Raw genomic sequence first — 20,020 nt, 5'->3', positions numbered from 1 at the left:
AATTTTACTGCACACAGGAATATTTTGCAAGCGATTTTTGAGTCAGGGGGTCTGTTAACGGAGCCAAGGCGCGGCTGCGCACGAAAAAAGAATGCTCCCTCTGGGAGAGACCGCGTGCGATACCACAGTCTCTTACAGAGGAAGCATATCACTGTTTTTGAGGGATGGCAGTCATCCGATTGGCTATTTTTCGAAAAGCCGGGTCTGATTCTATAAATCAGACAGCACCAAATGGGTTTTTGAGGAAACCCCCGTTTTTTCGTAGATGCGGCCCAGGAGGGTTTTGACGGTGGCTACGGAAACGTGGAGGGTCTCGGCGAGCTCGCGGTTGCCCGTGACGCCCGCCCGGATGAGCTCGTAGACCTCCCGCTCCCGGGGGGAGAGCTCGGGCCGGGTGCTCTGAAGGCGGCCCAGCGAGAGGTCGAGCTGGCCGGCCAGGGCCTCGATTCGGGACAGGTCGTCCCGCTGGGCGGAGGAGACCACTCCGGGCAACAGGGAGCGCAGCCCGTCGTAATTTTCCGCAAAGGGGAAGAGGACGCCGTCGGGCAGGGCCATGTCCAGGGCTTCCTGAAGGGCCGCCTGAGCCTCGGGGTGTTTCCCAAGCGCGTCCAGGGCCTGGGCGAAGTAGAGCTTGGCGTAGAGCTGGGAGAGCAGATTGGGGAAGATGGAGGACAGGGCCGCCATGTGCTGGCAGGCCCCCAGCAGCTTGCGGTATTCCCGCCGCCGCAGCAGGCAGCGGCCATAGACGATGTAGGCGAAGGGCTGGGTCATCACCACCAGACGCCGGTCGGTGATCTCCCCCTCGGCCAGCCACGGGGCCACGGCCTGGTCGTTGCCCAGCAGAGTGTGGAGATAGCCCAGGCACAGATCCTGGGTGTAGCGGCACAGGTCCTCGGCATTCTGCCGGGAGCGCTCGGCGATGGATTGGACGGCGTTTTGAAACAGCGCCTTGTCCCCCCGCAGCAGGGCGATCCGGGCCAACAGGAACAGGCCGCACAGATAGATGCTGTTTTGGTGCCTGGTGTCGGCGGCGAACAGGGCGCGGTGGCAGAGTACCTCGGCCTCCTCCGTCTCGCCGTGGAGGAACTGGGCCTCGGCCCGCATGATGTGCTCCGCGCCGGTGCCGTGTCCCTGGGTCAGGCGGTAGTAGATGGGCATGCACGCATCCATCTGCTCCAGCTCCTCCGACAGCTTGCCGGTCTCCCGCCAGTACATATACAGGATGGAGGGGGAGCCGAAGGTCCAGGTGCTCTTGGTGTTGATGAGCGCGGCGGGACCGCGCAGCAGCTCCAGCGCCCGCCGGTGGCGCCGGCTCATGGCGTCGATGCGGTTGTACTCCAGGAAGGAGAGCAGCAGCTCCATCTCGCCCAGCAGTCTGTTCTTCTGGCGCTGGGACAGCTCGCTCTCCCGGATGATCCGCTCGATCTCGCCGCTGGCGGCCACCAGCTTTTCGTTTTCGTGCAGAAAAAACAGGGTAAAGGCCAGCGGCACCATGGCAAAGGGGTATCTGGCCTTGATTTCGTATGGGGTATGCTCGACTACATCGACGATCATGGGCTTGGTGGTCTCGTCGAGCACGTCCGCCAGGTCGTAGCTGGTCAGGGGCAGGGCCAGCAGCTTTTCCCACGCGCCGGAGTAGTAATAAAACTGCAGGGTGTTGGTCCGGTCGCCGGCCCGGGCCGACAGATCGCCGGCCGCCAGGTAAATGGCCTTCCGGCGCGCTTCGGGCAGGAGCTGGAACTTGTTGCGGAGGAAGGCGGCAAAGATCGTATGGAGGTAAAAGGAGTGGGTCTCCTCGTCGAAGTGGACGAAGGCGGCCTGCTCCAGCATGAGCTGCTCCGTCTGCTCCACATCCTGGCCGGTGAGGCTGACCGCCTGGGAGAGGGTGAAGTGGGGCAGGATGGATACGGACAGAAAGAGCTCCCGGGCGGCGTCGGTGAGCCCGTCCCACACCACCTGCTGGATGAGCTGGTAGGTGTCGGCGCTGGAGAAGGCGCCGCTTTTCAGGTAAGCCATGATCTGCATGTGCAGCGCCAGCACCCAGCCGCCGGTTGCCTGGTGGACGGCCAGCGCCTGCCCACGGGCCACGTCCAGCCCGGCCAGGCGGAAGTAGCCCTCCGTATCCGCGGCGGAGAAGGTAAAATCCGCCGCCTCCAGCCGGTAGACGCGGTGGTTGGAGAGCAGGACGCTGGCAGCCAGCTCCCGGGTGACGACGACGATGTGGAGCCCCTCGCTCCCCTGCTTAGAGAAGAGCTCCAGCAGCGTTTCCGGGGTAGGCAGGCCAGACAGCTCAAAGCTGTCCAGCACCAGATAGGTCTCCTCGTTGCACTCCAGATTTTCCAGCGCCTCCGCCAGCTCGGGCAGCACGTCGCTGTCGGGCAGGCCGATGGCGGCCAGCTCGTCGGCGCATTTTCGGTCGGCCTGACCGATCAGGGCACAGATGGAGCGCCAGGAGGCGGAGGGCTGCCGGGCCAGGAAGGTATGCCACAGGACCGGGGTGGATGGGGAGACATTCTGCTCAAAAAAACGGCGCAGGGCGGTGCTTTTGCCAAAGCCGGCCGGCGCGTGGATGACCGTCAGCGGGTATTGCCGCAGGTAGCACAGTTTTTCCTGGATTCCGGCAGGGAAATAGAGGACGGCCGGATTGATCTTCTTTTGCCTTCCCACAGGGCGGCCCTCCTTTCCTTTTGGATATGGGCATTCAATATGGCTTATTATATCGTTCCAGGAAGCCTGATGCAAATGCTTTCCAGAAAAAAAGAAAGAAACGGTGGGGAGAGACCTCGCGTCTCCCCCCACCGCCGGTCAGCAGGCGGCTGTGTTTTCCGCCCTTCGGCCCCGCAGGAAGCGGAGTGTCAGCACCAGCAGGGCGGCCAGCAGGGCAATCCGGCCCCAGTCCAGGGCGGCGAAGAAAAAGGCAAACCACCTCTGGCTGGACCAGAGGAGGGAGGGCAGGACGCACGAAAGCAGAAAAAGAGCCCAGCCGCCGAGAAGCAGGCCCCGACTGCGGCGGGTGTCCGCCAGCTCTTTTTTGCGGAGCAGCACGGCGGTCAGAAAGACCAGCAGCACCATGGCTGCCAACTGCCCCCACGCGACGGCCAGGCGGATGTAGTTCATGCTGGGCTGAAAGTGGGGGGTGAACAGGGTCAGCCTCCAGTCGATTCCAGTGGCATAGCGCAGGTAGACATCCACGGGGATGCAGACGGCCCATGCGCACCAGAGCCCCGTATGGGTGCGGAGCAGGAAGCACACGGCGCCGCAGAGCAGAAGGGGAGAGGCGAAGAGCAGCCCGGCGAGGAGGGAGCCCAGCAGCGTACAGGACAGAACCACCAGAAACCCCATGCAGAGCAGGATAGCCCCGGCGATTTTCCGGGGCGGGAAGGCGGCATGCGGCGGCGGAGCCGGCGGGACGGGGTCCGGCGCGGGGGCGGGGCGCTCGCCCAGGACCAGCTCATCCAGTGTAACGCCAAATACGCCGCTCAACTTGACCAGCTTGTCCAGATCGGGGACCGAGCGGTTGGTCTCCCATTTGGAGATGGACTGGCGGGAGACGCCCAGAGCGTCGGCCAGGCCGTCCTGGGAGAGGTTCTGCTCGGTGCGAAGCCGGTGGATGGTTTCGCCAAGGGACATCGGTGGGTCCTCCTTTGAAGCTTGATGGACCCAGTATAGCCCGGGGGGCGCAAAAAGTCCACCAAGCCGCCTTTGAAATTTTGCAACTGGCGGTTGCGGCCGCCGGAAACAGGCGTATGGAAGCGCCGAAAATCGGAACACTACAGGCAGAAGACCCGAATCCTCGCTTTGAGGGTCCGGGCTTTCCCTTTTTCTATGGAAAAGACCGAAATATAGGGCGGCAGGTTCCCTAGAATAAATGGATCAAAATAATAAAGGAGGAGCATGTAATGCGGCAGACCTACGGTTATATTCGGGTATCCACCCGCGAGCAGAACGAGGCAAGACAGCTCGACGCCCTTTATAGAGCCGGGGTAGAGGAAAAGAGAATCTATATGGACAAGCAGTCGGGCAAGGACTTTGACCGGCAGGGGTATCAGCAATTGCTGCACCGGCTTCGACGGGGCGATACGCTGTTCGTCAAGAGCATTGACCGGCTGGGGCGCAACTACAACGAGATTTTGGAGCAGTGGCGGCTCATCACGAAGGAGAAGCAGGCCGCCATTGTGGTGCTGGACATGCCGCTTCTGGATACGCGGCAGGACCGGGATCTGACGGGGACGCTGATCGCGGACATCGTGCTGCAGCTTTTGAGCTATGTGGCGCAGACGGAGCGCGAATTCATCCGCCAGCGGCAGCGGGAGGGCATCACGGCGGCCAAGGCGCGGGGCGTGCGGTTCGGGCGGGAGGCCATCCCGGTGCCCGCGGATTTTCTGGAGGTCCAGGCGCGCTGGGCGGAGGGTGAGCTCAATTCCCGCCAGGCCGCGGCGCTGCTGAAAGTCTCCCAAAACACATTTTTGAAATGGGAGCACATGCTTCGGTTACAAAAAGAAAAGTAATTTGTAAAAAATTTTTGCTTTTATGTGTAGACTTTCCTGCGCAGGATAGAAGTCCCATCAAAGGTGCCGTTATTTCGCCGTTTTACATAGAATCCAGCACTGTTGATATCGTATCACTCTTGCGCAAGAAAGTCTACATGGTTGCGCGGAACAGCGCGGAAAAAATGAAATTTGTAACCGAATGGGAGGGAAGTCAATGCCCTCGTTGCGGAAAAAGCTGTGGAATATCGTGGCGACGGTGCTGGAAGTCTCCCAAAACACGTTTTGTGAGGGGGACGCATGCTTTGGTTACAAAAAGAGAAGTGATTAGTAAAAATTTTTTGCTTTTATGCGTAGACTTCCTTGCACGAAAGTGTTACCATACAAATAGTTCCATGTTCTGTGTAAAATTGAGAAAACAAAGCATATTTGTAGGAATTTGATGCGACACAAGAAAAAGCGCATGATTGCGCCAAACAGCGCAGCAAAAATGAAATTTGTAACCAAACGGGAGGGAAGCCGATGCCCACGCTGCTGAAAAGGCTGTGGAATATCGTGACGACGGTGCTGGTGGCGGCGGTCGTTCTGCTGGCGGTGCTGCTGGTGGGCGTGCGGCTGGTGGGGCTGACCCCCTTCGTGGTCCTCAGCGGCAGTATGGAGCCCACCTACCCCACCGGCGCGCTGATTTATGTCAAAAAGGTCCCGGCGGAGCAGATTCAGGTGGGGGACCCCATCACCTTTGTCATGAACGAGGACCTGGTGGTGGCCACCCACCGGGTGGTGGACATTGACGGCGAGAACCAGCGCTTCACCACCAAGGGCGACGCCAACGACGCCGTGGACGGCGCGCCGGTCCACTTCAAGAATTTGATCGGTAAGCCGGTGTTTTGCATACCCAAGCTGGGCTATCTGTCCAATTTTCTCACCCATCCGCCCGGCATGTATGTGGGCTGGAGCGTCATCGGCGTGCTGCTGGTGCTTCTGTTCACGCCCGAGCTGCTCAAATGGGCGGAAAAGTCCGACCGGAAGGCGGCGGAGAAAAAGCGCGCCGCCCAGCCTGATACAGGGGGAAAGCCGAAAGGCATTTGATAAACTTACCCGGTACCCAAAACAAGCGACCCCAAGAGAAGAAAGGAGAAGAAAACACATGAAAAAGACACTGACCCTGGTACTTTCCCTGGCGCTGGCCGTGGCCATCGGCATCGGTGGCACGCTGGCCTGGCTGACTGCGCAGACATCGACCATCACCAACACCTTTACGGTCGGGCAGGTTGATATTACCCTGCAAGAGAAAGAAATCGGCAAGAATACCTTCCTGGATGCCGAGACTGAAGCGAAAGCCCAGACTTATAAGGTTAGCCCTGGCGTAAACATTGAGAAAGAAGCTAAGGTCGTCGTTAAGGCTAACAGTGAAGCATGCTATTTGTTTGTAAAAGTAGTAAAAGGCAACAGCTTTGATGCCAACTTCGCATATACCATTGCCGCTGGTTGGACGGAACTGACGGAAGGTTCCGGCATCTATTACCGTACTGTGGATGCAACCACTTCGGATGTATCTTATGAAGTTCTTGCAGAGAATACCATTACTGTTAAGGACAGCATTACTACACTGGATGCAAATGCCACCCTGTCTTTCCAGGCCTACGCCATCCAGTCTGCTGGCATTACGGGAACTGAGAGCAAGACTCCCGTTCAGGTCGCTTGGGAAACGGTTTCCGCTACTTAATTAGTAAGCCATACTACATAGTTAAGAAATAAGATAAGAAAGGAAAGCTGGATCATGAAGAAAAAGATTCTGACTGCCGCTCTGGCCGTCTGCATGCTGGCCACTCTGGTCATCGGTGCGTCTCTGGCCTACTTCACTGACACTGATAGCAAGACCAACACCTTTACCGTGGGCAACGTGGACATCACCCTGACCGAGCCTGGCTGGCTGGGCGATACGAGTGCGGACGACGTCCGCCTGATCCCCGGCAAGACCATCGCCAAGGACCCCACCATCAACGTTGCGCAGGGCAGCCAGACTGCCTACACCTTTATGAAGGTACAGCTCTCGGATGATTTCCGGAAGCTCATCAAGGACTGGGCAACTGCCCAGAAGGTTAGCGACCCCAAGGAAATGATCAGCGCCTGGTTCTCCAGCACTGTCAAACCCAAGATCATGGCCGCTGACATCGAGAAAGGCTATGTCATCCTGGGCGTGCTCAGCCCCAAGGCGGCGGGCGAGTCCGTGACCTACTTTGACGAGGTCACTGTTCCCGCGACCGTGACTCAGGACATGATTAAGGCTGACGGTACTTACAGCATCGTGATTACTGCCTACGCCATCCAGGCCGAGGGCTTCTACACCACCGAGGATCCGGACGCCAAGCAGGCCGCCCGCGCTGAGGCGTTCAAGGCTCTGTTCCCCGACGAGACCCTTCTGGCTTGATTTCCCATTCCCAGCGGTACCGGTTCCCAGACATAACGGGCGGAGGGGAGTTTCCCCCTCCCCTCCGCCATTGATTTCGGCCTCCCTGCCAGAAAAGACCCCTTGCAGACCCCATCCCCGCACATGACTTTGACCATTCCTGTGAGAACAGCAGTGAACATAGAGAGCATTCGATTCCGGACGGAAAGGCGGTAAGAGGATGAAGAAACGACTTGCGATTGCCGGCGTGATCGCCGCGGTGCTGGCCCTGTGCGCCCTGGGCACCCTGGCCTACTTCACGGCGGAGGGCAGAGCCACCAACGTGATTACCACCGGCACCGTGGAGCTGACCCTGCACGAGATGCAGCAGGGTGCGGACGGCCAACTGGCCGAGTATCCCGACGAGCCGATCACCGGCGTGATGCCCGGCCAGTCGGTGTCCAAGATCCCCTATGTGGAGAACAGCGGCAGCCAGCCCTTCTATACCCGTGTGAAGGTGGCGGTGACCGTCACCGGGGCGGATGGCACGCCGCTCTCCGGCGATGTGGTGTCGCTGAATGTGGATGCCCGGAAGTGGCTGCAAAAGGACGGCTGGTATTACTGCGCCGAGCCTGTGGCCTCCGGCGTGGAAAACCGCGTGGCCCTGTTTGATACCGTCACCTTCTCGGCCGATATGGGCAATGCATATCAGAATTGCACCGTTGCCATCGACATTGAGGCCCAGGCGGTGCAGGTGAAGAACAATCCGATCCCGGCCGGGGGCACGGTCCTGGACGTGCAGGGCTGGCCGGCGGCGGCGTGACGCCCGGAAAAGAGGTGTGACTTAGGATGAAGAAACGAATTTTGGCGCTGGCGCTGTGCCTGGGTCTGCTTGCGGGCATGGTCCCAGCCTACGCCTTTGAGCCGGGGCTCGAGCCGGATGTGAGTACACTCGCCCTGATGCTGGAGGAGGACGCGGTCGAGGCGGTCGAGCTGCCGGAAAACGAAAAGACGGTCCTCACGGCAGACCCTGCGGACGCCGAGACCTATCAGTGGCAGATCCGGGTGATGGAATCCCCGGAGCTGTGGGTGGATATCTTTGGCCAGACCGAGGCGGAGTGTAATTTGAGCTACCCTATGGTGGTCAACCTGCTGGACGAGAACGGCCAGGCCTATGTGCGCTGCCGCAGTGTCATCGGCGGGGAGACCATCCTGAGCGAGCCTGTGGTGGTCACTGTGACCGAGCCCACCGTCATTGAGCTGCCGGAGGAGCCGGTGGTGGCCATCGTGACTGAGCCTGCCGTGGTCGAGCTGCCGGAGGAGCCTGTGGAGGAACCCGAGGCCCCCGCGCCTACCGAGGAACCCGAGGCCCCTGCGCCCACCGAGGAACCCGAGGCCCCGGCGGCCACCGAGGAACCCGAGACCCCGGCGCCCACCGAGGAACCTGAGGCCCCCGCGCCCACCGAGGAACCCGAGGCCCCCGCGGCCACCGAGGAACCTGAGGCCCCTGCGCCCACCGAGGAGCCAGCGGCGGAAGGGGAGGATGCCTCCGGCGAGGAGGCCGGCGCAGTGGACTACAGCACCCCTGTGGTCCATGGTTATTCCCTGAAGCGGATGCTTCTGGCGAATGAGACGCCTACCCCGGCGACCTACAATGTGGTCATCCACTATGTGTTCGAGAATGGCGAGATGGTAGCCGACCCCTACACCGCCAGCCTGGCCGCGGGCAGCAGCTTCAGCGCTACGGTCACCTTCCCGGTCGTGCAGGGCTATCTGCCCTATGTGGGCGAAGCGGCGGAAACCTCTTCCTCCATTGAACTGAACTATACCAACATTCAAGAGGACCACACGATCACCGTGGTCTACAAGCCCACCAACGTGGACTACACCGTCATCCACTATCAGCAGAACGTGGACAACGACCAGTATACGGAGGTAGGGCGGGAGACCAGGCAGGGCCTGACCAACTCCAACGTGCCCGAGGTGGCCAAGACCTATGAGGGGTTCTACGCCCTGCTGTATGAGAAGCCCGCCATCGCCGCCGACGGCAGCACCGTGGTGGAGGTCTACTATGACCGCATCTACAGTCTGATGCTGTTCGACCTGGACGGCGGCTACGGCGTGGAGCCCATCTACGCCCGCTACGGCACGCCCATCGGTAATGTGGGTACGCCCACCAAGGCTGGGTATACCTTCAAGGGGTGGTCTGAGGACGGAACGACTGTTGTGGATCTGCCCGACGAAATGCCCGCCGCAAATAAGACCTACAAGGCGCTTTGGCAGCCGGACAACACCGCTAAGGTCACGATTGTGTTCTGGGGCGAGAACGCGGATGACGAGGAATATTCCTATCTCGACTCTGCGGAAGTCAATGTAAAGCCCGGCACGGAGTTTACTTATAGTGAGGACGGCTTCCTGATTTGTGGTCAGAAGGAGCATACTCATGACGATACATGCTATACCTGCGGGCAGAGTAGCCATACACACAGTACCGACTGCTATGCTGGAGTAGGAGATAGGGCTATTACCGGCAGCACTGGAAAGCCGAAGAACCCTGCTGAGGGTCAGGTGTATGAGGGAAAGTTTGATACCTATATTTATATTAAGGGTACGTGGTACTACTACACAGGATCTACAGCATCAGGGTCGATTGCTCCCACTATCTGTGGCAAGACTGAGGGTACCCACACCCACACCGATGCCTGCTTGGGCTGTGGCAAAACGGAACACACCCATACCTCCAGTTGCTACATGGGCAGCGCGGGCCTGGACCCCAAGTTGTGGACATTTGTTCGCTCCGACACTGTAACCGTGGCCGCCGATGGCTCAAGCGTGGTCAATGTCTATTACGACCGCACCACCTTTACGCTGACCTTCCGGGCAAGCAACAATACTGTTGCGACAATCACGGATAAGTGGGGCGCGGATATTCATACTATGTTCCCAATTGTTGGAACTAACGGGACAACATATAAAGGTACAGAGTGGAAAGTTCCCGACGGATGTCAGACATTCAAACCTGGCACAAATGTACTGTCTATTGACACTATGCCCAGTGAGAATATCACGTTTACAAGGAATAATACAGACGATAGTGCCACGCTGTACTATTATGTCGAGTCCTTGGACGGTACCGGAGCACATGAACACGGTGGGAAGAAGTACGACCTGTATAAAACAGTGTACTTGCCGAATAGTGGACGTTTAACGGAATCTGAAGAGTTTCATGAGATCATTGGCTTTACGAAAGGTGACTATTATCCCAACACCATTTTTAACAAGGTAAGCAAAGAAATGTATCTCTATTATACCCGGAACTCTTTTGACATTGTGTTCTACAATCCTACAGAGCTAATTCACACGGAAGAAAATATCCCCTATCAAAAAAATCTGAGCAGCTATGCCTATGTTCCAACGGATGATCAGGTGCCTGCAAAGTATGAGCCCGGTTCTGTGACGTTCGCTGGTTGGTATTTAAACCCTGAATGCTCCGGAGAGGAATTTGTTTTTTCCGCACACACTATGCCCGCTGGACCCAATAATGTGAATGGAGAGGTGGCGCTCAGCCTCTATGCCAAGTGGGTGCCCGTCACCCACACGGTGGAGTTCTATCTGGATAAGGCCGCGCTGGAGGCTGGGACCAAACTCGACACCCACCCCGACCAGACGGTCTCCCACGGTAGTTTGGTGGACCCGGCTCCCGAGGCCCCTGCCAACGGCAGCTATACCTTTGTGGGCTGGTTCTACCTGGACAACGGCGTGGAGAAGGCCTTTGACTTTGCCAACATGCCCGTCAACAAGGATCTGAAGGTTTACGGCAAGTGGAGCTCCAACACACTGATGGAATATACCATCTCCTACAAGCTCCAGGGCACTGACACCGAGATCGCCGCGCCCACCACTGGCTCCGGTCTGGCGGGCGTCACCAAGACCTTTGAGGCCAAGGGCGGCGCCGACCTCTATGACGGCTATCAGGAGGGCTACTTCCCCGTGGTGAAGTCCCACTCCCTGACCATTGACATTGACGACCCGACCAAGAACATCTTTACCTTCGAGTACATCCAGAAGGATGCTGTACCCTACACCGTCCGGTACCTGAACAAAGAGACTGGTGAACCCGTGGCTGATACAAAGACGGTCGACAACAACCGGAAGGCCGTGGTCACCGAGACCTTCGTGCCCGTCTCCGGCATGATGCCCGACGCCTACCAGAAGCGTCTGGTAGTCAGCGCGGAAGAGGGCGCGGTCAACGAGATCATCTTCTACTATACCAAGGATACCACCCACGCCTACTACAAGATCACCCACTACACCCAGAATACCGACGGGGCGACCTGGACGGAGTACGCCTCCTCCCAGGCTGTGGGCGACATCGGCACGACCTACACCGCCGACCCCCTCACCATCCCCGGCTTTACCTATGACTCTGCGGTGCCGGGTGCGGTAGCCAGCGGCGAACTGACGGCCGGCGGCTTGGAGCTCAAGCTGTATTACATCCGAAATGAGTACCCCTATCAGGTGCGCTATCTGGAGCAGGGGACTGGTAAACCGCTGGCAGAACCCAAGAACGGCAAAGGCAGGTATGGGGCGGTCATTTCCGAGGCGGCCATCTCCATTGAGGACTATGACCTAGTGACTTCCACCCCCCAGACCCTGAACATTCGCATTGAGGAAAGCCAGACGGAGGCCAAGCTGAACGTCATTACCTTCTACTATCAGGAGAAGACGGTCGCTATCCACTATCAGGTGGTTGGCCCGGAGGGCTGCGGCACGGTTGTCCCCGCCAGCGAGACCGTAAAAGTCCTCAGCGGCACCGCCAATGGCTCCACCGCCGCGGCCAGCAGTGAGGAATACCGCTTCGTGGGCTGGTACAGCGACGCGGCCTGCACGAACCGGGTGTCTGCTGACAGCAAGTATGTTCCTGAAAAGGTAGACGGCAAGAACGTGGCCGCCACCTACTACGCCAAGTTTGAGCCCAACCAGGGCAGCTTGACCATCGAAAAAACCGTCGTGGGCGGGGTGGAGCAGGACTTCATCTTTGATGTAACAGGTGGGGGCAAGACCTACACGGTGGTCATAAGCTGCGATGCCGACGGCAAGGGCAGCACGACGATTCAGGGCCTGACCGCCGGAAGCTACACCGTCGCCGAGCGCACCGGCTGGTCTTGGAAGTACGAGTGTGAGGGTGACGCCAGCAAGGATGTCACCGTCCCCGGTGGCGGCGCCGGGACCGTCTCCTTTACCAACGAGAAGACCAGCAACTGGTTTGGCGCCAGCGACAAGGCGGACAACGTGTTTCATGTGGTGACCACGAATCAGGCACAGGACATCCAGCCTGCAGCCCTGCCGGAAAAGAAACTTGAGCTGAACGGGGAGGAGGTGTAAGCCATGGCGAGTTATCGAGGAAAGCGCGTTTTGAAGAGGCGCAGGCTGACGCCGCTGGCTGCGGCAGCCCTTCTTATGGTGCTGTTCATGTCGGTGGGTGGTACTCTGGCCTGGCTCACCGCCCACACCAACGCTATCACTAACACCTTCACCGTTGCCACGCCGGGCGTGGAGATTGAAGAAGGATTTGACAAACAGACCAAAAGCAATGTCCAGGTGAAAAACACCGGCGAGGTGGAAGCCTATATCCGTGTGGCGCTGATTCCCACCTGGACCTCTGATGCAGAGGGGAAAAATCCAGTGGGGGAGCCCGCCAGCCTGGAGGGTTTGAAGATTGAGGGAACGTTCCCGGGGGCAGGATGGCTGAAAGGTTCTGACGGCTATTATTACTACCAGACCCCAGTGGCCCCGGGAGCCTATACAGCGGTTTTGCTCGAAAAGGCGACCGTTAGGACGGAGAACGGCTACCATATGAACCTCCAGGTCATGGCCGACTCCATTCAGGCTGATCCCACAAGAGCTGTAACGGCCATGTGGGGGACAGCCAAGGGGGGCGCAGTGACCGGAGTCAATGGCACGATGCTTCGAATTCAGCAACCGTGAGGAGGTGACATGCTATGAAGAAAACCAAATTGCGCGCCCTGCTGTCCATGGGTCTGGCGGCGGCGCTGATGGTGGGCCTCGTGGCGGTCACCGCCCTGGCGGATGACGGCGTGCCGACGGTCACCTATGACCACAGTGTAAAACAGTTCCAATTCACCAACGTGGCCGCCTACAGTGACGAACACGGCCATCAGTACCCCGACCTCTTCCGGGACCTGAAAAACCTGATGCCGGGCGACGCTGTCAGCCAGGCGATCAAGGTCAAGGTGTCCGGCACGGGGAGAGGCTCGGTCAACATGTACCTCAAGGTCGAGTCGGAGGGGGACGGCATCAGCGCCGACGAGAAGCTGGACTACGCCGAGCTCCTGGATGCGGAGGGCGTCACCCTGACGGTAAAGCAGGGGGAGACCGTCCTGGCCGAGGGAAGCCTGGCCGAGGGCGTCAAACTGGGAAAATTGAAGAGCAGCGACACGCTGGACTTGAGCGTCACTTTGAACATCCCCCTGACGGCTGGGAACGGCCTCCAGGGCCTGCAGGGCGCGGTGGCGTGGGTGTTCACCGCTGAGTACATCCCCGGCGGTGGCGGCGGCGGTGGCGGCGGGACCGAAATCCCTGAGACGAATCCGCCTCTGGGTCCCCTGCCCGAGCTGGAGAAGGGCGACCACTTTGCCTACATCATCGGCCGGGACGACGGCTTGGTCCATCCCGAGGCCGAGATCACCCGCGCCGAGGTGGCCACCATCTTCTTCCGTCTGCTGACGGAGGACTCCCGCGGCCACTACTGGAGCCAGAGCAATTCCTACGGCGACGTGGATGCTGGCGCCTGGTACAACAACGCTGTGTCCACTCTGTCCAACGCCGGTATCCTCTACGGCAAGCCGGGCAATCTGTTTGATCCCGACGCGTCCATCACCCGTGCCGAGTTCGCCGCCATCGCCGTCCGCTTCTTCGGCGGCGAGTACGAGGGGGAGGACCAGTTCAGCGACATCGGCGGGCACTGGGCCAGCAACGAGATCAACCGGGCGTACATGAACGATCTGGTCAAGGGCTACACCGACGGCACCTTCCGGCCCGACAACGACATCACCCGGGCGGAGGCCATTACCATCATCAACCGGGTCCTGGAGCGCGCGCCCCACAAGGACTACCTGCTGGACGATATGATCACCTGGCCGGACAACACGGATACGGCCAAGTGGTACTACGCCGACGTGCAGGAGGCCACCAACTCCCACAATTATGACCCGAAGTACGACAAGGATGGGAATGTCTACGAGGTCTGGACCGGTCTGCGGCCGGTCCGCGACTGGGCGGCCCTGGAGCGGGCGTGGTCGGAGGCCAACTCCTCCGAGAGCCCCGGGGAGGTCGTCTCCTCCAACACCAGTTCGGTGTTTGGGGATTAAGAAGAAGCGAGTGAATTGTCAAACTAAGTGCAACCGAAATTGAGTTCGAAGTCCCATAATTCCTGGGCGGATCGAGGCCTGGCGTGAATCAACGCCAGGCCTCGTTTTTGAGTGGTGGGAGCAGCACGAGACAGAACTCTGCCTTTCGGGCAGAAATACCGGAGCAGGCCGCTCCAATTTTCGTTGGTACCCTTCTGCCAAGCGCAGTAAGGGTCGGTAAAGTAGACGTTGGTGCCGTCAAGAGTTGGACCTGTTGACAAAGGCAAAAATTCTGCCGAAACTCGCAGAGGTATCGGCAGAATAGTAAATATGGAGATAAAAAAGATGGCATTTGCCATCCTCTTAAGGTTTAGGGCCATGGCTGCAAGGAGGCATTCTTCCGTTGCTGCAAGAATGCCCCTTTTTCGAATCTTTGAAATGCAGTGTTCCCGTTTCAAGACAGAGAAACTGCCCTCGGCCCAGATTTTACGAAGCCGCATCATGGATAGGTATTCAGGAGTCCCAACACGCTGATGTCCTCTGTAAAATGCCGGATAGCAGATGCTGGCCAGCACCCTGCGCCGAATTCCGGCCTTGTCAAAACAGTTCGGCCGTTTTGAACAGTGCATACAGACATCACTCTCGACTTGGTAGCAACGCAGATATTTACCGGTTGATTTGTTGCAATTTAGCCTATGGTATGTAAGAGGGACTCCTTCCGGGCAGATGAATGCGTCCAACTGTGGATCGTAGGAGAATCCATACTTCTCGGGTGGATTGGAGAATTGGATCGCGGGGATATATCCGGTAATACCCAACAGCTCCAGCCCCCGGTGAACAGCACCAGTCTCATATCCACGATCCAGAGCAAGCCGGTTCATTGGGATGCCAAGATTTATCTGCCGTTCCAAATGCCGCAAGACCAGAAGGCTTTCCTTCTCATTGGCAGGACATACATCAACACCTGTTAAAATGCCGTGTTTACAGTCCACAGTTGCTTCCATCAAATACCCAATGCCGCGTTTGCTGCCGTGATTGATATAGCCGCTGTCTGGATCTGTCTGGCTGGTGGTGCGTCACTTCCTTGCTATTCTCGTTGGCGGCTTTTTGAACCCCGGTTGGTTGGAAAGCTCTTCATCCAGGGAATCAAGATCGCTCTGCATACTTTGTTCAACTTCGATTTCTACATCGATCCAGCTTTCTCTGGATACGTTGGCTGGAATGTAGCTTCCGTCCGCAGCCATGGCTTTTCCGTCGATAAGACCGCCAGCTACGCACTGTTTGACAATCTCATAGAAAGCTTTCTGAAAGAGAGCGCTCTGCTGCCATTTTCGCGTCCTGGTTTTGCTGAATGTAGAGTGATCCGGGATGGCGTCATCCAGTTCAAATCCACAGAACCAGCGATAGGCAATATTGAGCCGAACTTCCTCTACCAGCCGCCGCTCTGATTTGATGCCATACAGATATCCGATCAAGAGCATTTTAAACATACTGGCAGGGTCGATGGATGGGCGACCTGTTGCCGGATAATATGGCGCCAGAAGATCATAGATGAAGTCGAAGGATACCATCCGGTCGATTTTCCGCAGCAGGTGGTTTTCCGGGATTAATGACTCCATATCCACGAAAATCATTGCCATTTGTCTGCTTTGGTATCCCATCATGCAGCATCCCTCCCTATCGTTATTGTACCATAGGAAGGGTTTATACGCCACTTTGTCAACAGGTCAAGAGTTATGCGCAAATTAGTTTACAGATCTCGTGAAAATGAAGTCAGCTGGCAACAGAGGCGTCCTACAGGGCGCCCTCCAGATGCTTCATGTTCATGTACTTCTTGTTGCCCCACTGGGTACCGGCCCCATGGCGCAGGCGGGCACAAACTAGCATGAGGGCGGGGTTGCCGTCTGGGAAAGTGCCCACCACACGGGTCCTGCGGCGGATCTCCCGGTTGAGCCGCTCAATGACATTATTGGTCCGGATGCGAGTCCACTGCTCAAACGGGAACTCGCAGTAAGTCAGCGTCTCCTCAACGCCGTCTTCCGCCTTCTTGGCGGCCCCCTTCCGCTTCATCGCCCGCAGTTCTTCCACAACGGCTCTGGCTTTCTCGCGGGCGGCTTTCTTGCTCTCCTGAGCATGGACGGCCTTAAGCATTTTGGCCACCAGCTTCACCTTGGAGCGCGGGGTAACATACGCAGATCCACCACCATACACGATGTGCTGGTTGGCGCTTCCGGGACCTGCTATGTCAGATTTTCCACTGTGCCGAGAAACAGCGGCGCACCGGTTTCCAGGTCCACGATGCCGCAGACGAAGGGGCGGTCGAAGCGAAGGACAATGGGGTCCTCTGCGGGGGCGGCGCTGGTGGCCTTCATGACCGCCGCCGTGACGGCGGCGGCCTCGGTGCCCTTCTCGTTGACCTTCAGCACCGTCTTATGTATCACGTCCCCAACGCAGAGGCTTTTGCCCGGCACGCTCCCCATAGCTGAGAAATCGGCTGCGGACGGATCGAAGGCGTCCGCCAGTCCCATAGCCGCCAGCGTGTCTCCCAGAGAGCCGGACCACTCCACTTCAAATTTGGGGACGACAAGGGAGACCCTAGCCTCTTGGCGGGCCTTTAAAAGAGCGCCTGCCGTCTCCCCATTCCAGGAGGCGAGATAAGCGGTAAGGGAGACTCCCTCGTCCGGGAGCATGAGGAGAAAGCCCAGATGCCCATCATCATAAGGAAGGACCACGCCCTGTCCCTTCCGGGCGGCGATATACTGCTCCGTCCGGATGCCGTTGCTCATCCCCTTGGGACGGGAAACCGTCCCGTCCTCTGCGGTAAAGTCCATTTCCCAATCTGAGACAGGCGCTTCAAAGGGGCGCTCAAACCGATTGTTGAGGTAGATGGCGTTGACCAGGGCCAGTACGGCATCCTCGCTGAATTGGTCCACCGTGTTGGGGATGAGGCCTTTGGTGGCCTCCTTCACCCAGTCATTTACCGCCTTCACCGTGGCGGCACTCGAAAGGTCGGCCTGATAGAGCTCTGCGCCATAGTTCTGCTGGCACCGGGCCACGAACCGATCCTCAAGCGTGAGGTCCGGATCGCACCACAGGCTGTTGACCAGCGTGGCTTGGGTGGAGCCGCCCAGCTTGGAATATGTGCTGAGCGCGGAGGCGCAGTAGGCGTTCAAGGCGTCCAGGTCCATGCCGAAGAGAGACCGGAACCCGGCCAGCGTTTCCCCGGAGGCTCCGTTGGCGGTCATGCCCAGCGCCAGCATCACCGACAGCGGCGAGAGGAGCGTATTCTCCCCCTCGGTCCGGGATTGGCGCAGCAGCTCCGCGGCAAAGGCGGCGTAGGACGTATCCGGGTGGCTATCGGCGTCGAGGACGGGGATAGACACATCCCCGGCGGCCTTCGGGACAGACTGAGCGGCCGCTCCCGCAGCGGCGCAGCCCGTGAGGAGCGAGAGGCAGAGGAAAAGCGGCAAGAGATGCTTTTTCATCAGCAGGGACACTCCTTTCAAAGAATCAGTCTGCTTTTTTGACGCACCGGCGCGGGAAAAGTTCCCGCTAATTGAGGAGAGACGGGGTGTCACCATATCACGATGGCCGGTGGGAAAATCCGATGTGGAGGAGGATTACGAAGCCGCACGGGAAAGCGAAGACGCGTTCTTTTCCGATCTCTCAAAGATCAATCACGCATAAAACCAATGGCAGCCGATGGTCATGACATAGGGCCGGTTGTTCATGATCCAGTGGTTACTGGTCAGAGAGGGGGACAGAAAATAAAGACTGTTTCCCGCCACGCTGGCCCCTTCCAGCACCAGCTTGGCAGCCAGCACGCTTTCCTCGGTGGGCTCCTGATAGATGGAGCCGTTCCGGACCGGCTCAAACTGGCCGCCCCAGCGGTCGTCGAAGATCACACCGTAGATGCTGTCGGGAAATTCCGCGCTTGCCACCCGGTTGAGCACCACGTTGCCGACGGCGATCTTGCCCAGCAGGGATTCCCCCTGGCTTTCCGCAGAGATGATGCGGGAGAGCCAATAGAGGCTGTTGCTGTCGTAAGCGGCGAAGGCGGCGGCGCCGGAGGTGATATAGACCGTGCCGGTGTCGGCGTCCCAATCCACCTGCGCGCCCAGGGCGGAGGCCAGCGCCCGGACGGGGACCAGCGTGCAGCCGTCCTCCAGAAGCACCCCGTCCGGGAGGTAGATGGCCCGGTCGTTGGCCGCTATGTAAATGGAGCCTGGGCGGGCGGTGAGGGAGAGGGTGCTGTCCCGGACGGTGGCCTGCCCGTTCTCCCAGACCACTGTGGCGGTGGGGCGGAGCGCCTGCGCCACGGTCCGGAGGGAGACATAAGTGGTGTTGTTGCGGACCTGGGCGGAGGCGTTGTTTTCCAGGGGAGCCCCGTCCACCAGCACGGAACCGGCTGCCTGGGCGCTGGGGCCCAGCAGCAGGGCCGCGCATAGGAGCACGGATGCGCACCATTTCTTCATCGTTGACACACCTTTCTGTTACAAGTTGTAACCGGATTGTAACCAATTTGCCGGGTGGATGCAAGCTGTAATACTTTCCAAAAGGCTCCATAAGCTGAAAAAAACGGAGGCCCTTTCAAAAGGGCCTCCGTTTGGCATGTGTGGGGAGGACAGCGGTCAGGAGGGCGGAAGCGTCGTTTCTTCCCGGCTGTTCCAGGCGGCACGGAGCTCCTGCAGGGCCTTCTCCGATACCGGGGCGGGCTGGAAGGCGGGACGGCTCAGATAGTAGCCTTGAAGGTAGTCCGCACCCAAGGCCACGACGGTCCGTAGCTCCTCTGCGGTCTCCACCCCCTCGGCGATGACCTGGACACGCATCTCCCGGCACAGGGAGACCAGGTTGCGGAACAGGGTCTGCCGGTTTTTGTCCTGGTCAATGCCCCGGATGATGCCGATATCCACCTTTACGAAGTCGGGGCTGATGTTAAACAGGACGGAGTCGTTGCTGTAGCCCGTGCCGAAGTCGTCCATGGCGATGTGCATCCCGAACCGCTGGCAGCGCTGCTGCTTCAGGCGGGTGGCGTCGTCTTCTGTGGCGGAGTCGGACTTGATGACACACATGCCGGCTCCCTGCTGTACGGCATAGCGCTCGCCTCCGGCAAAGATGGGGGCGGGCAGGACGGTGCATGTGATGCGGTAGCTCTCCGAGTCGCTGACGGACACCGCGGAGGGGAAGTAGATGGAGCCGGAGGAGGAGCCCACCAGGGCGACGATATCCCCCGTGCGGGCGGAATCGGAGCGGAAGCGCCCGCTGGCCGTGAACCAGCCGTTGATGTAGGGCACATAGTAGTTGTCCCAGAGGCGGCGGAACACGTCTTTGTCCGGTACAAGGGTACCGTCTCCGAACACCTCCGCGCCGAGCTGGCGGCTGCCGATGATGCAGTAGTTGGCCATGGCGTCCCGGCCGAAAAAGGCTTTGCCATCGTCGGGCGCGTCGGTGAGGGAATCGGTCCATGCGTAATAGGCGCGGGCGGTCGCAGTGATCCCCTCAAAGGTCTCCAGATCGGCCAGCAGCCCCAGCGCGAGCACCGCGCCGCACAGGGCGATCCATTTCTTCAAGACAAGGGGCCTCTTTCTTCTGTGGCAGATGTGGAATGGCAGTCAGAGGTGCGGCAGTGGCCGCACGAATAAACCGCTTGGCGGTTTATTCCGTAGACATTATTATACATGGGGCTGGGTCAATAGTCAAAGCTCATTCGCCTTCCGGCCGCAGGAAAAGGGAAGAGGTCCGGGAACCCTCCCGAACCTCTTCTATGTGTGCCT

The 20,020-nt window shown here is 59.0% G+C and carries 15 protein-coding genes and 1 pseudogene; 8 read left to right on the top strand and 8 right to left on the bottom strand.

The genetic code is table 11. The annotated features are described in order from the left end of the window. Positions 1 to 210: 210 nt before the first annotated feature. Positions 211 to 2,667: a LuxR C-terminal-related transcriptional regulator gene (locus tag BN2154_RS09800; RefSeq protein WP_242853735.1), complete on the bottom strand. Its 2,457-nt coding sequence runs from the start codon at positions 2,665 to 2,667 to the stop codon at positions 211 to 213. A gap of 138 nt (positions 2,668 to 2,805) precedes the next feature. Beyond that, on the bottom strand, positions 2,806 to 3,630 hold the full coding sequence (locus BN2154_RS09795) for a helix-turn-helix domain-containing protein (protein ID WP_050618611.1): 825 nt from the start codon (positions 3,628 to 3,630) through the stop codon (positions 2,806 to 2,808). A gap of 269 nt (positions 3,631 to 3,899) precedes the next feature. On the opposite strand from BN2154_RS09795, the gene BN2154_RS09790 reads away from it, so the two are divergent. The 8 genes from BN2154_RS09790 (at position 3,900) to BN2154_RS09755 (ending at position 14,267) form a co-directional block, all read left to right on the top strand. Next, positions 3,900 to 4,508: a recombinase family protein gene (locus BN2154_RS09790; protein ID WP_050618610.1), complete on the top strand. Its 609-nt coding sequence runs from the start codon at positions 3,900 to 3,902 to the stop codon at positions 4,506 to 4,508. A 501-nt stretch (positions 4,509 to 5,009) separates the two neighbouring features. Further along, positions 5,010 to 5,576: a signal peptidase I gene (locus BN2154_RS09785; protein WP_050618609.1), complete on the top strand. Its 567-nt coding sequence runs from the start codon at positions 5,010 to 5,012 to the stop codon at positions 5,574 to 5,576. 58 nt (positions 5,577 to 5,634) lie between these two features. Further along, the gene (locus BN2154_RS09780) at positions 5,635 to 6,213 is read left to right on the top strand and encodes a SipW-dependent-type signal peptide-containing protein (RefSeq protein ID WP_050618608.1); all 579 of its coding nucleotides are present in this window, start codon (positions 5,635 to 5,637) and stop codon (positions 6,211 to 6,213) included. A 54-nt stretch (positions 6,214 to 6,267) separates the two neighbouring features. Further along, positions 6,268 to 6,918: a TasA family protein gene (locus BN2154_RS09775; protein ID WP_050618607.1), complete on the top strand. Its 651-nt coding sequence runs from the start codon at positions 6,268 to 6,270 to the stop codon at positions 6,916 to 6,918. Positions 6,919 to 7,117: 199 nt separating this feature from the next. Beyond that, positions 7,118 to 7,699, top strand: coding sequence for a SipW-dependent-type signal peptide-containing protein (locus tag BN2154_RS09770; RefSeq protein WP_050618606.1), 582 nt, complete (start codon positions 7,118 to 7,120; stop codon positions 7,697 to 7,699). A 26-nt stretch (positions 7,700 to 7,725) separates the two neighbouring features. Next, positions 7,726 to 12,261: an InlB B-repeat-containing protein gene (locus tag BN2154_RS09765; RefSeq protein ID WP_050618605.1), complete on the top strand. Its 4,536-nt coding sequence runs from the start codon at positions 7,726 to 7,728 to the stop codon at positions 12,259 to 12,261. Positions 12,262 to 12,264: 3 nt separating this feature from the next. Further along, a complete protein-coding gene (locus BN2154_RS09760) occupies positions 12,265 to 12,864 on the top strand; it encodes a hypothetical protein (protein ID WP_050618604.1) in 600 nt (199 codons plus the stop codon). A 14-nt stretch (positions 12,865 to 12,878) separates the two neighbouring features. After that, complete coding sequence (locus tag BN2154_RS09755; protein ID WP_050618603.1) at positions 12,879 to 14,267, top strand: S-layer homology domain-containing protein; 1,389 nt, start codon at positions 12,879 to 12,881, stop codon at positions 14,265 to 14,267. 23 nt (positions 14,268 to 14,290) lie between these two features. On the opposite strand, the gene BN2154_RS16620 is transcribed toward BN2154_RS09755, so the two are convergent. From BN2154_RS16620 to BN2154_RS09725, 6 genes and pseudogenes are all read right to left on the bottom strand, one after another. Beyond that, positions 14,291 to 15,250 (bottom strand): transposase, encoded by a 960-nt coding sequence (locus BN2154_RS16620; RefSeq protein ID WP_094762451.1) that lies wholly within the window; start codon positions 15,248 to 15,250, stop codon positions 14,291 to 14,293. A gap of 72 nt (positions 15,251 to 15,322) precedes the next feature. Continuing rightward, positions 15,323 to 15,910 carry a transposase gene (locus tag BN2154_RS09745; protein WP_050618602.1) on the bottom strand — a complete coding sequence of 196 codons (588 nt, stop codon included), beginning with the start codon at positions 15,908 to 15,910 and terminating at the stop codon, positions 15,323 to 15,325. A 130-nt stretch (positions 15,911 to 16,040) separates the two neighbouring features. Continuing rightward, positions 16,041 to 16,433: pseudogene (locus BN2154_RS09740) on the bottom strand (transposase); the annotation flags it as partial. Positions 16,434 to 16,486: 53 nt separating this feature from the next. Next, positions 16,487 to 17,731, bottom strand: a complete 1,245-nt coding sequence (locus BN2154_RS09735; protein WP_242853734.1) for a serpin family protein — start codon at positions 17,729 to 17,731, stop codon at positions 16,487 to 16,489. 192 nt (positions 17,732 to 17,923) lie between these two features. After that, positions 17,924 to 18,721: a cell wall hydrolase gene (locus BN2154_RS09730; protein WP_050618601.1), complete on the bottom strand. Its 798-nt coding sequence runs from the start codon at positions 18,719 to 18,721 to the stop codon at positions 17,924 to 17,926. A 156-nt stretch (positions 18,722 to 18,877) separates the two neighbouring features. Beyond that, positions 18,878 to 19,816 (bottom strand): EAL domain-containing protein, encoded by a 939-nt coding sequence (locus BN2154_RS09725; RefSeq protein WP_050618600.1) that lies wholly within the window; start codon positions 19,814 to 19,816, stop codon positions 18,878 to 18,880. Positions 19,817 to 20,020 lie beyond the last annotated feature (204 nt).

This window comes from Intestinimonas massiliensis (ex Afouda et al. 2020) (assembly GCF_001244995.1).
Lineage (GTDB): Bacteria > Bacillota > Clostridia > Oscillospirales > Oscillospiraceae > Intestinimonas > Intestinimonas massiliensis.
This window is presented reverse-complemented; position numbering and strand designations above follow the sequence as displayed.

Excerpts from the sequence above, each read along its gene's own strand:
- BN2154_RS09795 (WP_050618611.1), bottom strand. The coding sequence starts at position 3,630 with ATGTCCCTTGGCGAAACCATCCACCGGCTTCGCACCGAGCAGAACCTC.
- BN2154_RS09790 (WP_050618610.1), top strand. The coding sequence starts at position 3,900 with ATGCGGCAGACCTACGGTTATATTCGGGTATCCACCCGCGAGCAGAAC.
- BN2154_RS09785 (WP_050618609.1), top strand. The coding sequence starts at position 5,010 with ATGCCCACGCTGCTGAAAAGGCTGTGGAATATCGTGACGACGGTGCTG.
- BN2154_RS09780 (WP_050618608.1), top strand. The coding sequence starts at position 5,635 with ATGAAAAAGACACTGACCCTGGTACTTTCCCTGGCGCTGGCCGTGGCC.
- BN2154_RS09775 (WP_050618607.1), top strand. The coding sequence starts at position 6,268 with ATGAAGAAAAAGATTCTGACTGCCGCTCTGGCCGTCTGCATGCTGGCC.
- BN2154_RS09770 (WP_050618606.1), top strand. The coding sequence starts at position 7,118 with ATGAAGAAACGACTTGCGATTGCCGGCGTGATCGCCGCGGTGCTGGCC.
- BN2154_RS09765 (WP_050618605.1), top strand. The coding sequence starts at position 7,726 with ATGAAGAAACGAATTTTGGCGCTGGCGCTGTGCCTGGGTCTGCTTGCG.
- BN2154_RS09760 (WP_050618604.1), top strand. The coding sequence starts at position 12,265 with ATGGCGAGTTATCGAGGAAAGCGCGTTTTGAAGAGGCGCAGGCTGACG.
- BN2154_RS09755 (WP_050618603.1), top strand. The coding sequence starts at position 12,879 with ATGAAGAAAACCAAATTGCGCGCCCTGCTGTCCATGGGTCTGGCGGCG.
- BN2154_RS16620 (WP_094762451.1), bottom strand. The coding sequence starts at position 15,250 with ATGGAAGCAACTGTGGACTGTAAACACGGCATTTTAACAGGTGTTGAT.
- BN2154_RS09745 (WP_050618602.1), bottom strand. The coding sequence starts at position 15,910 with ATGATGGGATACCAAAGCAGACAAATGGCAATGATTTTCGTGGATATG.
- BN2154_RS09735 (WP_242853734.1), bottom strand. The coding sequence starts at position 17,731 with ATGAAAAAGCATCTCTTGCCGCTTTTCCTCTGCCTCTCGCTCCTCACG.
- BN2154_RS09730 (WP_050618601.1), bottom strand. The coding sequence starts at position 18,721 with ATGAAGAAATGGTGCGCATCCGTGCTCCTATGCGCGGCCCTGCTGCTG.